At 74.3% G+C, this 14,007-nt stretch carries 9 protein-coding genes; 2 read left to right on the top strand and 7 right to left on the bottom strand.

Annotation, left to right across the window (positions count from 1 at the left end):
- Positions 1–40: 40 nt before the first annotated feature.
- Entirely contained in the window at positions 41–3,637 is a 3,597-nt protein-coding gene (locus ABD259_RS12110) for a TM0106 family RecB-like putative nuclease (RefSeq protein ID WP_344162349.1), read from the bottom strand.
- A gap of 198 nt (positions 3,638–3,835) precedes the next feature.
- Positions 3,836–4,534 (bottom strand): septal ring lytic transglycosylase RlpA family protein, encoded by a 699-nt coding sequence (locus tag ABD259_RS12105; protein WP_344162346.1) that lies wholly within the window; start codon positions 4,532–4,534, stop codon positions 3,836–3,838.
- 1,093 nt (positions 4,535–5,627) lie between these two features.
- Between ABD259_RS12105 and ABD259_RS12100 the strand changes: the two genes are divergently transcribed.
- The gene (locus ABD259_RS12100) at positions 5,628–5,846 is read left to right on the top strand and encodes a hypothetical protein (RefSeq protein ID WP_344105787.1); all 219 of its coding nucleotides are present in this window, start codon (positions 5,628–5,630) and stop codon (positions 5,844–5,846) included.
- Between the two features lie 134 nt (positions 5,847–5,980).
- Here the strand turns inward: ABD259_RS12100 and ABD259_RS12095 are convergent, their stop codons facing one another.
- The 5 genes from ABD259_RS12095 to nirB all read right to left on the bottom strand — a co-directional run bounded on the left by ABD259_RS12095 (position 5,981) and on the right by nirB (position 12,589).
- Entirely contained in the window at positions 5,981–7,150 is a 1,170-nt protein-coding gene (locus tag ABD259_RS12095) for a hypothetical protein (RefSeq protein ID WP_344162343.1), read from the bottom strand.
- Positions 7,151–7,733: 583 nt separating this feature from the next.
- Positions 7,734–8,471 carry a sirohydrochlorin chelatase gene (locus tag ABD259_RS12090; RefSeq protein ID WP_344162340.1) on the bottom strand — a complete coding sequence of 246 codons (738 nt, stop codon included), beginning with the start codon at positions 8,469–8,471 and terminating at the stop codon, positions 7,734–7,736.
- Complete coding sequence (locus ABD259_RS12085) at positions 8,471–9,643, bottom strand: uroporphyrinogen-III synthase (protein WP_344105780.1); 1,173 nt, start codon at positions 9,641–9,643, stop codon at positions 8,471–8,473. The genes ABD259_RS12090 and ABD259_RS12085 overlap by 1 nt, the downstream gene beginning before the upstream one ends.
- Positions 9,640–10,026: a nitrite reductase small subunit NirD gene (gene nirD / locus ABD259_RS12080; protein WP_344105779.1), complete on the bottom strand. Its 387-nt coding sequence runs from the start codon at positions 10,024–10,026 to the stop codon at positions 9,640–9,642. Before nirD ends, ABD259_RS12085 begins: the two co-directional genes overlap by 4 nt.
- Positions 10,027–10,030: 4 nt before the next feature.
- A complete protein-coding gene (nirB, locus tag ABD259_RS12075) occupies positions 10,031–12,589 on the bottom strand; it encodes a nitrite reductase large subunit NirB (protein WP_344162337.1) in 2,559 nt (852 codons plus the stop codon).
- Between the two features lie 234 nt (positions 12,590–12,823).
- Here nirB and ABD259_RS12070 point away from each other — a divergent pair, with 234 nt between their 5' ends.
- Positions 12,824–13,744: an ADP-ribosylglycohydrolase family protein gene (locus ABD259_RS12070; protein ID WP_344105776.1), complete on the top strand. Its 921-nt coding sequence runs from the start codon at positions 12,824–12,826 to the stop codon at positions 13,742–13,744.
- The last annotated feature ends 263 nt before the right edge of the window (positions 13,745–14,007 follow it).

Raw genomic sequence — 14,007 nt, 5'->3', positions numbered from 1 at the left:
CGCCTCGGGCGCCGGATCGTGCGCCAGCGGGCACGCCGCGTCAGGGCGCGGCGTGCCCCCGCCAGGGGCGTGCCCGGTGGCACAGGCCCGCGAACCCGGCCAGGACGCGCAGTTCGGCGACCGAGCGCGGGGCGGCCGTCAGCAGGTCCGGGGAGTACACCAGCGCCGCCAGGACCTGGGCGCGCGACAGGGCCACGTTGAGCCGGTTGCGCGACAGTACGAAGTCCAGGCCGCGCGGGACCTCCAAGGCGCTGGAGACCGTCATGGAGCAGATCACCACCGGCGCCTCCTGGCCCTGGAACCGGTCCACGGTGCCGACCCGCACCCCTGGCATCCCGGCCTCGCGCAGCGCCCGGCGCAGGGTGCGCACCTGGAGGTTGTAGGGGGCGACCATGAGGATGTCGTCGGGCCGCAGCGGGCGGGGGTCGGCGCCCGGCTCGGTGAAGGCGGCGCCCACCAGGCGTGCGGCCAGGCCGACCGCGGCCTCGACCTCCTCGGGGCTGTGGGTGCTGCGCCCGCTGTGGGCCACCGGCACCTGGTACAGGCCCGCCTCCCTGCCCTCAAGGCCGCGCTCGGCGGCCGAGGGGTGGGCGTGCAGGCGCCCGCGGTAGGACAGGGCGGAGACCGGGGCGCACACGGCCGGGTGCATGCGCCGGGTCTCGTCCAGGAAGTAACCCAGGGAGGCGTCGATGATCTCCTCCCCGCCCACCAGGTGCTCCAGCGCCGAGGCATCGGCGCCCTCGGCGTGGGTGCCCTGGACGACCTGTGGGAGTTGCTGGGGGTCGCCGAGCAGGACGAGGTTGCGTGCGGCGGCCGAGACGGCGAGGGTGTCGGCCAGCGCGAACTGCCCGGCCTCGTCGATGATGAGCACGTCCAGCGGGTCGTCGAGCATGGTGGCGTTGGCCATGCCCCAGGCGGTGCCGCCGACGAGGTAGCCGCCCTCCTGCTTGGCCCGCCAGGCGGACAGCGCGTTGAGGCTGCGCGGCTGCTCCCAGGGCAGGTCGGGGTCGGGCGCCTGCTTGCCGCTGGGGCGCTTGGCGGCGGGGACGGGGGCGCGGGCGTCCTGGCCGGCGCGCACGGCGGCCGCCAGCACGTTCTCCACGGCCTTGTGGCTGGTGGAGCACACGCCCACGGTGGCGCCCCGGCCCACCAGGTGGGTGATGAGCTGTGCGGCGAGGTAGGTCTTGCCCGCCCCGGGCGGGCCCTGCACGGCGAGGTAGGAGTCCTCCAGGCGGTCCACGGCGGCGATGGCGGTGGCGATCAGGTCGCCGCCGTGCTCGGCGGGGTCGGGCAGGGCGCCGCCGCCGCGCAGCCGGGGCGGCAGGCGGCGCAGCACGTCGACTCCGGGCAGGCGCAGCCAGTCCGGTTGGTGGGCGATGGTCTGCTCGACGAGGGCTTCCAGGGCCGCGTCCTTGGGGGCCGCCTGGATGGGCGGGCCGGGCAGCACGGCGGCCGGGGCGCGGGCGTAGAGCTGCTCGGGGTCGGCGGTCTCGGTCACGACGAGCCGGTCGGCCGAGGCGGCGGTCACGGTCGCGTCCACCGTGTCGGCGCCCTGGCCCCATGAGTAGGGCCGCGCGGAGCGCGTCGACTCGGGGCGGTGGCAGGTGACGGGCGGGCCCGGGTAGAGCAGCCGCACGCGGTCGTCGGCGGAGAAGGGGTGGGGGCGGGTGGGGTCGGCGCGCAGCTCCAGTTCGCGGCGGGCGAGGCGCTGGCGGCCGGTGGGCTCCTGCCACTCCCCCGCCGCCACGCGCAGCGGTACCAGGCAGTCGTTGTCGGACTCCAGCTCCTCCACCGGGGCCGAGACCCGGCGGAAGTACTCCCACCAGGAGGGCTTCTCCTCGCGCGGGTAGTACCCGGCCAGCGCCGCCAGGCGGACGCGGGCCTGCTGGGCCGCGTCGCGCCGGTGGGTGTCGGCGGGCACGTCGCGCAGCAGCGGGTCGGTCAGGGCGCGCAGCCGCGCCTCCTTCTCCTCGCGTTTGCGCCGCTTGTCGTCCTCGGCCTCACTCAGCTCGGTCTGGACGGCGGGGCGCGCCGTGATGCCTTCGGCCGCGCGGCGCTCCTCCAGCCAGTCGCGCAGCCGCGCGGTGGACACGCAGTCGTCGTAGTTGTAGGCGCCGATGTCGGACAGGATCTTGTCGGCCCGGTCGGTGTCGCCGGACTCACGCGCGCCGAGGTAGTCGGCGTAGGCGTCGATGCTGGCGGTGGCGGTGGCCACGTCGCCGTCGCGCCCCTCGAAGTACAGCGGCTCCAGGTACTTGATGGAGTAGGAGCGCTGGGAGACCCGCAGGCTCTTCTTGACCACCGTGTACAGGTCGACCAGGCGGTGGTCGCGCAGCAGGAGGTCGACCTCCCGCTCGCGGGTGGCGAAGGCCGCCGCCAGGGACTTGAGCCGGTCGACCTCGTAGGAGGCGTAGTGGTAGATGTGCGCCTGGGGGTCGGCCTCCAAGCGGGCGGTGGCGAAGTCGACGAAGTCCTCGAACGCCTGCTTCTCCTCGGCGCGGTCGTGGGCCCAAAAGGCGTGGAAGTGCGCGGCGCCGTCCTCCTCGGTGACGGCGCCGAAGAGGTACTCCAGGCCGCGCCCGTCGGCGCCGTCGAAGTAGGGGTAGCCCTCCATGTCGAAGAAGATGTCGCCGGGGCTGGGGGCGGGCAGGCCGGCCAGCCCGTCGGGGGCATACACCTGGGCGATGACCTCGCCGGTGGGGTTGGCGGCGGTGCGGGTGGCGTCCTGGCGGGCCTGCAGGGCGGCCTGTTCACGCAGCCGGGTGTAGGAGTGCCGGGGCAGGGTGGGCGGCCGGTCCTCCTCGGTGGCCGCGGCCAGCGAGTCGATGGTGGTGATGCCGGCGTCGCTGAGCTTGCGGGCCTGGTCGGAGCGGATCCCGGCCACCAGGGTGAGGTGGCGGGAGGCGGTGCGTCCCTCCCGGCACATCGCGGCGTAGCCGCAGCGCTCGCAGGAGGGGCGCGGCTCGCCCCACAGCGGGTCGGGGGCGGCGATGGGCCCGCGCAGCCGGGTGGCGAGCCGGTCGGAGACCGAGGAGAGCAGCGGGGTGAAGTCGGCGACCCGGTAGGCGTGGGTGGCGCCGTCGCCGGTGACCAGGTACATGTGTTCGGGGTCGGCGGGCCCCATCCGGCCGAGGGCGGCGGCGTAGGCCGCCAGCTGCACCAGCGCCCCGGGGCCGGGGTGGTGGGCCAGCTTAGTGTCGTAGGGCTCGTAGGTGCCGCGTCCGGGGCGGTGCTGCCCGGTGGCGGGGTCGGTGTCGTCACGGATGAGGAAGTCGGCGCGGCCGTGGAAGGCAACGCCGTGGTCGCCGGGTTCGTAGAAGACGCCCTGGTAGATGACGGGGACGCCGGAGGCCATAGCCGCGGCGGTGGCCCGGGCGGCGGCCGCCATGGCGGCGTGGGTGGGTTCGGGGTTGTCGATCGCGACGACGCCGTCGCCGAACACCTGCCGCAGCCGGTCGAGTTCGGCCTGTTCGTGGGCGGCGCCGCTGCGGGCGACCAGCGGGTCGATCTCGGCGGGCGCGGGGACGCCCTCGACACGGGCGGCCAGCGCGGCCTTGAGCGCGCTGCGGTGGTCGCACTCCATGGCGTCGACCAGGTCGGTGGGTGAGATGACCCATCCGGTCTCGTTGCGAAACACCGGCCTCGTCCCTTTCCCTGCGTCGCCTTGTCGGCATTGTGCCACGCGCTGCACACGCGTCCGGCGATGTCACACGTGTGCGCGGCGCCGGGCGGGCAAAAGGGGGGCGGGGACGCGTGTGGCTCCCCGGGGGGGCAGACGCCACCCCGGGGAGCCACCGGCCGGTTCCCACCCGGAGGTGGGGTGCGGACGTGGTGCCTAGCTCACGACCTGCCAGTCGACGTTGACGACGCCCTGGCCGGCCGAGGCGATCGAGGTGAAGGACGCCGTGGACAGGTCCAGGCAGCGTCCGGCGACATAGGGGCCGCGGTCGTTGATACGCACGGTGACCGACTTGCCGTTGGACGGGTTGGTCACCTTGACCATGCTGCCCATCGGCAGGGTCTTGTGGGCCGCGGTCATGGCGCTGGGGTCGAAGGTCTCACCGCTGGCGGTGGGCTGCGGGTCGCTGTACATCGACGCCTGGCAGGAGCCGCCGTCACCGGTGGGGGTCAGCCCGGAGCCGTTGGAGCCGGAGGAAGAGGAGGACGGGGCGGAGGACTGCTCCTCCTTGGGTTCCGGCTTCTCTTCCTTCTTCTTGGGCTCCGATGCCGAGGCCTGGACTGACTGGGCGGCCTCCTGGGAGGCCTGGTCGCGCTGCTCCTCGCTCTGCTTGCGCTCATCGGCGTCGGGCGTGGCCGGGGTGTCGGCACCGTCGGCGAGGTCGTTGACCTCGGCGGAGGGCACCTTCATCTCGTTGGCGGCGCTCTGCGGGCTACCACCGAGGTCGCCCAGGACGGCCGCGCCGGCGGTACCGCCGGTGATGAGGACGGCGCCCGCGGCCGCCGTCAGGACGACGGCGCGCTTGGTCTTCAGGTTTTTGAGGAGCGAAATACGAGAGGGCTCATGATTGCCCACGAGGAACGTCCTTTGAACGGGGACAGGGACCAGCCGTGCGCCACGGGCCGTGGAACCGAGGGGGCCACCAGAGGGGCGCCGGGGGCACAGCACATCCACCCGGAACAGGGGGTGGGGGGTCGGTTTGGGGTTAAGCCGCAGGTCAGGGGCTTTAAACCGACCTGGCTGAGCGTATGCATAACGAGAGGGTCACGGAAACCAATTTGGGGGGTTTGTGTCACTTGTCACTTCGTTTGCCTACGTTGGGTTTGCTTTGCGACTCCCTGCGTAGTTCATGGTGTGATCGAGAGCATGCGTCTTGGTTCATCCGTGTTTGACCCACTCACGGTGGGGTGTCCATGTTTCTACCGTCACGGGATGGTAACGGTCAACGGGTGGGCCGCACGCGGGCCCGTCCCCTGCAGTGGGGCGGGGCGCCCTGCGCCGCTGCCCCGCAGGTCACCGCGGACATGGGGGCCGCGGGACGAAGAAGACGCGCGGCCCGCGGGCCCCACGGCGGCGATGGCACCGGCGGCCGGGGCCGGCCGTGCGCCGTGGCGGGCGGCCGCCCTTGCGGTGTCCTTGGGTGATAAGCGGCACCGGTGAAGAGGGGCACGGGGTGGGCCGGTAGGCCCGACCCACGCGGCCCCCGACCCGCCGTCGATCCGTCGGCTCCCCCACCACCCGCACGCGGCCCACGGGCGGAAGCAGTGGCGCCACGGCAGGGGCCGGGGCCCTCTGTCACTTCGCGGTCGGCCCGAAAAGCGGATAAGTGACCATCCGCAGCCGGTTAAATCCGTTTCGCCACAATTCATCCGCGATAATCACGAAAATTATCCCGGCAAAACGGACATAACCGGGCGCGTGGACGTGATCACCGATGGAGTATCCCGCGGCGGAGCGGGCGCCCGCACCCCGCGCCCCCCGCACGCACAGCGGGAGCCCGGGTGGCCCGCATCTTCCGGCAGCGGGCCGCCCGCGCGGCGCCCGCCACCCGCAGCGCTCCATAACCCCGCAGGTCAAAGTGCATTCCCTTTGACCTTTCATGGAGGTTCCGCCCACCGCGCCTCGGGTAGCTGCCCACCGACCTGTCGATCAATACGCGAGGAGCACCATGATCGCGAAGCTGTCCGAAATGGGCGTCACCTCAGAAATGGCCTACACCGCCGGCACGGCCTCCATCGGACTCAGCATCCTCACCTGGCTCGCCTCCAGGAAGGCGGAGGACGCCGGCACCGCCCGCGCCGACCGCTGGGGCATCTTCGTCGGGCAGTGGGCGCCCACCCTGTTCGCCGTGGGCGTCGCGCTCCGCCTCCACGAAAGCAAGGTCTAGCCCGCCCGACCTCGCGTGGCCACAAAGAAGCCCGCCACACCCGCCAGGCCGCGAGCGTCGAATCCTTTTAAGGCAGCCACCGCCGCCCGGGCGGCAGCGAGCCCGCAACGGTTCGACACTCGCGGCCCCGCGCCTCACCGGGGCGGTGCCGGCCGCTGGGCGGGCGGCCCGGTGGGGAACAACTCCGCCGCCGGGTCGACCAGCGCCACGCCGCTCAGCGCCGCTGCCGCCCGGGCCAGCTCCGGAGTGTTGACATGGCCGCCCACCGCGCCGATGGTCGTCCGCAGCGCCTCCACCACACCGGCGCCGCACGCCGCGGCCGCGTAGTGCGCCGCCACCGCGGGCGTGCGCGACTGCCCGGCCGCGCAGTGCAGCAGCACCCGCTTGCCCTCCGCGCGCAGCGCCGCCACCGCCGCCGCTGCCTCGTCCAGCACGAAGTGCAGGTTGGGGTTGACCGCCTCCCGGTCGGCGAGCCACACTTCCACCCGGTCGCCCGCTGCGAGATGGGACGGCGCGTCCCCCGGCCCCCGGCGACACAGCGTCACCACCGCCTCCGCGTCGCGCCGCGTGCGCACATAAGCCAGATTGCACAGGGTCACCCCCGGGTCATAAGGGTGCTCGACAGCGAACGGGTGGCGGATGTGCGGACTGGCGCCCGCCGGATGGTGCTCCCGCTCGGGCCACCGCTGCGGGTCGCTGCCCCGCGCCAGCACCACCGCCCGTGTCACCAGGACGCGCGGCGCCACAATGTCGCCCAGCCGCCGCTGCGCCTCCAGCGGGACCCCCGACATCCCCCAGCGCGCCCCCGCCAGCGCACCGGCGTACATCGCGGCCTCGTCGCCGCCGCGCGCATAGGCCCTCCACACCGCCTCGACCAGGTGGGAACAGGGGAAGCTCCCGCGCGCCGGATCCAGCGGCGGCACCGGGGCGCCCTGCACCGACCGCCACCCCGTGGCGATCGGACCGCGCTCAGGAACGCCCGCCTCCACCGGAGGCACCCGCCCCTCACCCACGGTGCGGCACAACGCCGCCGTCCACTGCCGCTCCAGAGGGCCGTCCACCGCCTTGGCCGCCGCCACGGGGTCGCCGACGTTGCCCAGCGCCGTCGCGATCAGCCACGCCAGCAGCGGCGGTCCGGTGCCCTCCCCGTCGGGGTGGCAGATCTCGGCGGTCATCGCCGGGGGTGTGCCGATGAGGCACGCGGCCGCGGCGGCGCCCACCCACGCCCCGGCGGCCCGGTCCAGCCGCGGGTCGTCGTGGTCCCAGGCCTCGCGGGACTCGATTGCTCGCCTGGCGGGGGACATGGCTCTCCCATCGCGTCGCGTGGTCCGCACCCCCTTCTACATTCCCTCTAGAGAGGAAAAAGGAAGGCGTGTTGCCGGATCCGGCCACACCTCCGCCACCACCCGGCCGCGAGCAGGCGAGGAGAAAAGGAGACGGCGACGACGCCGCACAGACAGCGTTGACCACCACCGCGAGCAGCGCCGGGTGGCCGCCGCGCCCGCGCCGACACCCGAGGCGTGCGAGGGCAAGTGCTGCCGGTGCGGGCAGGTGGTCGACGCTCCACCACCGCGTGCCGACATCCGCGGGAGCCTCGCGTGCGCGTGCTGGGTGACCGGCGTCCGGTGACGATCACCGCCCCGGGGAACACCGGGGCCAAGCGCCGCTCCGGCACCCGCCGGACCCTCGCTTCCGCCCGACGGCGCGACGCGGCTGACGGGGCCCCGGAATGTGCACGCGCCGCTCGCGGGGGAGGCGATGCCCCGCGGCGCTCAACCGGCGAGGACCACTCGCCACCCCCGCCACCCCCACCGCTGCCCTGCCCTTGGCCGAGTGGCGCCGAGCACGCGCCCGCCCCCAGGGGTCGGGCGCGTCGGGAGCGCTGCGCTAGGCGGGCTGGGGGACCAGCGCCGCCCGGTAGCGGGCCACGACCGCCTGGGCCACCTCGTCGTCCGGGCACAGCGGAGCGGCCACCACATCGGCTCCCGCCTCGGCCAGCCGCTGGTGGAACAGGCCTGGCGCCAGCAGCCAGGAGGCGATCGCGACCCGCCCGCGCCCCTGGCGCCGCACGCGCCGCACGACCTCGGGCACCCGAGGCGTGGCAGTGGCGATGTAGCCCACCTCCACCGGCGCCTCCAGTGCCCCCGACAGCCGGTCGGCGGCGTCGTGCACCTGGGCGCGAGCGCCCGCGTCAGACGACCCGGCGGCGGCCAGCACCACGGCGTCACCCGGCGTCCATCCCGCACGCCCCAGCCGCCGCGCGGCGGCGGTGATCAGCCGCGGGTCGCCACCCAGAGCTCCGGTGACCACGGCATCGGCTCGCCCGGCCCGGGCGAGCTGCTCGGGGATATCCACGTGCACGTGGTACCCGGCGGCCAGGAACGCCGGCACCACCACGACCGGGCCGTCGACCGCGGCGGCCACCTCGCCCACATCGGGAGCCAGCACATCGGCGAAGGCGAGCCGCACGGCGACACCGGCGCGCGCGCCCACGCGCCGCGCCAGCGCGCGGGCCACGGCCACACCCCGCTGGTCGCGGGTTCCGTGCACGGCCAGCAGCAGCGTGGGCGCGGACGCGTCTCGCGGGAGTCCGGCCAGGGCGGGGGTGCGGGGTGAGGCAGACATCAGGCTCCTGAGGTCGGGCAGTCGCCGTTGTCCAGGGCGAGGCGGTAGCCGCGCTTGACCACGGTCTGGATGATCTTGGGATCGCCCAGCGCGGTGCGCAGCCGGGCCACGGCCGTCTCCACGGCGTGGGCGTCGGCCTCGCCGCCCAGGCTGGCCAGCAGGTCGGCGCGGTCGCGTACCTGGCCGGGGCGGCGGGCCAGTTCGCGCAGCACTCGCATCAGCGCGGGTGAGAGGGGGCGCACGACCCCGTCGAGCAGCACGGCGTGGCCGCGCAGCCGCATGCGGTGGCCGGCCACCGGCAGTTCGGGGAAGCGGTCGGGCAGCTCCTCGGTGAGCTTGCGGACCTGGGCGCCGATGCGGGCGCGGGCGGGCCACACGGTGGGGATGTCGTGGGCCATCAGCGGGCGGGCGGTGACCGGGCCCACGCACATGGCCAGCACGTCCCTGCGCAACGCGTTGACCAGGTGGGGCTGGGTGCCGGTCGTCGCGGAGCGGGCCAGCAGCCCGGCGGCGGCCGGGGCGCTGGTGAAGGTGACCGCGTCGATGCCGCCGCCGGTGACGCCGTCGATGAGCCGGTCCAGGGCGCCGACGTCCTCAGGCGTGGTCCACCGGTAGATGGGGACCTCGACGACCTCGGCTCCGGCCATGCGCAGGGCGGCGCAGAAGTCGGGCAGGGGCTCGCCGTGGAGCTGCACGGCCACGCGCAGCCCCTCCACGCCGGTGGACAGCAGGTAGTCCAGGACTTCGGCGGAGGATTCGGAGGGCGGCGACCACTCCTCGGTGAGCCCGGCGGCGCGGATGGCGCCCTTGGCCTTGGGGCCGCGGGCGATGAGCCGCGAGCGGGCCATGGACGCGATGAGCGGTTCGGCCTGACCCCAGGTTTCGCAGGCCTCGACCCAGCCGCGGAAGCCGATGCCGGTGGTGGCCACGACGATGTCGACGGGGTCGTGGATGAGGCGGCGTGAGGCGGCGGCCAGGCGCTGGTCGTCGCTGAGGGGGACGATGCGCAGCGCCGGGGCGCACACGACCTCGGCGCCCTTGCGGCGCAGCAGTGCGGCCAGCTCGTCGGCGCGTCGGGCCGCGGTGACCGCGACGGTGAACCCGGCCAGTGGGGCCACGGTCGCCGCGGGTTCGGTGCGCGGTCCGGGCAGGTGGTCGATTCCGGCGCTCATTGGGGGGCCTCGTCGGGGTGGACGCCGACGTCGATCACACCGTCGCGCTCGCGCACGCGGTAGGTGGCCAGGCGCACCTGGGGGTCGTCGAGGCAGGCGCCGGTGCGCAGGGAGAAGACCTGCTTGAGCATGGGTGAGGCCACGGTCGGTTCCCCGCCGCGGTCGCCGACGATGCCGCGCGACATCACCGCGGCCCGGCTGAACGGGTCGATGTTGTCCAGGGCGTACAGCGCGCCGTCGTGGGTGCGGAACAGGGCGGCCTGGCGGCCGTCGGGCAGCAGGACGGCCACGCCGCGCTCGGGCAGGAGCCGCTCAGCGGGGCAGGCGCGGACCCACTGGCCGTCCGGGGTGGTGGACAGGGCGGGAAGGGCGGGTGCGGTCATCTCGTCAGACCTCCACGGGTGCGGAGCCGTCGGGGGCGGTGCGGGCGGTGTCCCCGTCGGGGGTGGTGCCGTTGGTGGGCAGGTGCGGCATCCCCAGGGCGACGGGCCCGGCCGGGACGGGCTGGTCGCGCTCGGTGTCGAAGGTGATGGTGGGGTCGGGGGCCTCGGGGGCGTTGGCGAAGGAGGTGAACCGGGCGAGCTTGTCGGGGTCCTCCAGCACGCCGCGCCATTCGTCGGCGTAGTTGGCGACGTGGGCGGCCATGTCGCGTTCGAGGTCGGCGCCGATGCCCAGGGAGTCGTGGACGACGACGTCGCGCAGGTGGTCCAGGCCGCCGTCGAGGCTCTCGATCCAGGCGGAGGTGCGCTGCAGCCGGTCGGCGGTGCGGATGTAGAACATCAGGAACCGGTCGATGTAGCGGATGAGGGTGGCGTCGTCGAGGTCGGAGGCCAGGAGTTCGGCGTGGCGGGGGGTGAAGCCGCCGTTTCCGCCGACATAAAGGTTCCAGCCCTTGTCGGTGGCGATGACGCCGAAGTCCTTGCCGCGCGCCTCGGCGCATTCGCGGGCGCACCCGGAGACCGCGGCCTTGATCTTGTGGGGCGAGCGCAGGCCCCGGTAGCGGAGTTCGAGGTCGATGGCCATGCGCACGGAGTCTTGGACGCCGTAGCGGCACCAGGTGGTGCCCACGCACGACTTGACGGTGCGCAGGGCCTTGCCGTAGGCGTGCCCGGATTCGAAGCCGGCCTCCACCAGGCGCGACCAGATGGCGGGCAGCTGCTCGACGCGGGCGCCGAGCAGGTCGATGCGCTGTGCGCCGGTGATCTTGGTGTAGAGCCCGAACTCGCGGGCGACCTCGCCGATGACGATGAGCTTGTCGGGGGTGATCTCGCCGCCGGGGACCCGGGGCACGACCGAGTAGGTGCCGTTGCGCTGGAGGTTGGCCAGGAAGTGGTCGTTGGTGTCCTGCAGTGCGGCCTGCTCGCCCTCCAGGATGTGTCCGCCGCCCAGGGAGGCGAGGATGGAGGCGACGGCCGGTTTGCAGATGTCGCAGCCGCGGCCGGTGCCGTGGCGGGCGATGAGGTCGGAGAACGTGGTGGTGCCGGTGGCCCGGACGATCTCCATGAGTTCGGCCCGGGAGTGGGTGAAGTGCTCGCACAGGGCGCTGGACTGCTCCACGCCGGAGGCGGCCAGCAGCTGCTTGAGCATCGGCACGCACGAGCCGCAGCTGGTACCGGCGCTGGTGCACCCCTTGAGTGCCGGCACGTCGCAGGCGCCATCGGTGATGGCCTGGGTGAGCTCGCCCTTGGTGACGGCGTTGCAGGAGCAGATCTGGGCGTCGTCGGGCAGGGCGCCGGCGCCCACGCCCCCGCCGTCGGCTCCGGCCGGGGAGATCAGGCCCAGCGGGTCGCCGGGCAGCTCGTGTCCGACCAGGGGGCGCAGGGCCGCATAGGCGGAGGCGTCGCCGACCAGGACCCCGCCGAGCAGGGTGGTGGCGTCGTCGGAGACGACGAGCTTGGCGTAGCGGCGGCCGGCGGCGTCGTTGACGACGACGTCCAGGGCGCCCTCGGTGCGGCCGTGGGCGTCGCCGAAGCTGGCCACGTCCACGCCGAGCAGTTTGAGCTTGGTGGAGGTGTCGGCGCCGGTGAAGGCGGCCTCGCCGCCGACGAGCCGGTCGGCGACGACCTCGGCCATGGCGTTGCCGGGGGCGATGAGCCCGTAGACGGTGCCGTCGTGGCTGGCGCATTCGCCGATGGCGTAGATGTGGGGGTCGCTGGTGCGGCAGGTGTCGTCGATGACGACGCCGCCGCGCTCGCCGATGTCCAGCCCGGCGTGGCGGGCGATGTCGTCGCGGGGGCGGATGCCCACGGAGAACACGACCATGTCGGTGGGGATGCGCTCGTCCCCGAGGTGGATGGCGGTGGGGCGGCCGTCGTCGCCGGCCTCGATGCGCGAGGTGCCGGTGCCGGTGTGCACGGTGACGCCGAGTTCTTCGATGAGGCGGCCCAGCAGGGCGCCGCCGCCCTCGTCGACCTGGGCGGGCATGAGCCAGGGGGCCAGTTCGACGACGTGGGTGTCGACGTCGAGCAGCCGCAGGGCGTTGGCGGCCTCCAGGCCCAGCAGGCCGCCGCCGATGACGACGCCGGTGGCGGCGTCGCGGGCGGAGGCGGTGATGGCGTCCAGGTCGTCGATGGTGCGGTAGACGTGGCATCCGGGCAGGTCGTGGCCGGGCAAGGGCGGCACGAACGGGTAGGAGCCGGTGGCCAGCACGAGGGTGTCGTAGTGGACGATGGCGCCGGAGGAGGTGGTGACCGTCGTGTTCTCCCGGTCGATGGCGGTGGCGCGTTCGCCCAGCCGCAGGTCGACGCTCTCGCCCAGGTCGGCCAGGCGCAGGTCGCTTTCGGTGGCGCCGTCGAAGTAGGAGGACAGCGCGACCCGGTCGTAGGCGGGGCGCGGTTCCTCACCCAGGACCACGATGTTCCACGCGCCCGCAGCGTCGCGGTCGTGGACCGCCTCGACGAGGCGGTGGCCCACCATGCCGTTGCCGATGACGACGAGTTGTCTCATTTGCGACTTCTTCTCCCTTGGTGGTCGGCGGGGAGCCGGTGGCGGCGCCGACCGGTCGCCTCCGTGGTTTCCCAGGCAACCCAGAGGGTGTTTCCGCGTGGTCAGCCGTGTGTGACGCGCGTGTTTCGTTCTTCTGCCATCCCTGCTCACCTGGGAGTGAGCGCTCCAGGTGGCGGGCTGGGGGCGCACGTGCGGGGTAGGCGGGGGGTCTCGGTGGGCATGGTGCTAGGTGCCATGGTGTCCAACGCTTCCACCCACGCCGGGCGCGCGGCGGTGTCGCTGAACGCGCTCGCGTTGGGCGATGCGTTCGGGGCGCGCCTGTTCGCGCCGGATGGGGCCGAGGCGGTGCGGGAGCGGACGCTGCCGCCGGGGCCCTGGGAGTGGACCGACGACACCGAGATGGCGTGCTCGGTCTATGCGGTGCTCTACCGCTACGGGCGGGTCGACCAGGACGCGCTGGTCGCCAGCTTCGCCGCGCACTACGACGCGCTGCGCGGCTACCACACCGCCACCGACCACCTGCTGCGCTCGGTGCGGGCGGGCGGTGACTGGCGCACGCTGGCGCCCGCCCAGTTCGATGGGGCCGGCTCGTGGGGCAGCGGCGCGGCGATGCGGGTGGCCCCGCTGGGGGCCTGGTTCGCCGACGACGTGGCCGAGGCGGTCCGCCAGGCGCGGCTCTCGGCGGAGGTGACCCACACCCACCCCGATGGCATCGCCGGGGCGGTGGCGGTGGCCGCCGCTGCGGCGGTGGCGGTGCGGTGCGAACCGCTGGGGGCGGGCGGGTTCCTCGGCGAGGTGCTCGACTACATCCCCTCCGGCGCCGTCCACGAGGCCGTGCACGACGCGCGCGCCCTGCTGATCTCGTCTGACCCGTGCGCCGTGGCCGCGGAGCTGGGCTGCGGCGAGCTCATCGGCGCCCGCGACACCGTGCCGTTCGCGCTGTGGGCGGCGGCCAAGCACCACGACGACCTGCCCGGGGCGCTGTGGGCGGCCGCCGCGGCGGCCTCAGCGGCGGGCGGGGACCTCGACACCACCTGCGCGATCGTCGGCGGCATCGTGGGCACCCGGCTGCCCTGGGGGCAGCTGCCCGCGGGGTGGCGCGAGCGCGCCGAGCCGCTGCCGGAGTGGGTCCCGGTGCCCGCTTCTCGGTCCTGAAAGGACCGAGCTTTCGGGTGAACGCCGCCACCGGGTGCTGGGTGGACCGCGCGCCCAGGCGGCTGTGAGCACGCCAGGGACGCAGGGCCGCCGCCACGCACACCGGGAAGCACCCCCGGCGTCCCGGCCCACCCCTCCCCCGCCCCGCGAGGTGCGTGGCAGGACGCGCGCGAAAGGGGCGGCGCCCCCTCCCCCGCGGGCGCGGGGTGCGGAGACGCCGCCCGGATGCCGAGACGCGCCAGAGGCAGGCGCGCGCCGGTCAG

Source organism: Nocardiopsis rhodophaea, from assembly GCF_039530945.1.
In the GTDB taxonomy this organism is placed as follows: domain Bacteria; phylum Actinomycetota; class Actinomycetes; order Streptosporangiales; family Streptosporangiaceae; genus Nocardiopsis_C; species Nocardiopsis_C rhodophaea.
This window is presented reverse-complemented; position numbering and strand designations above follow the sequence as displayed.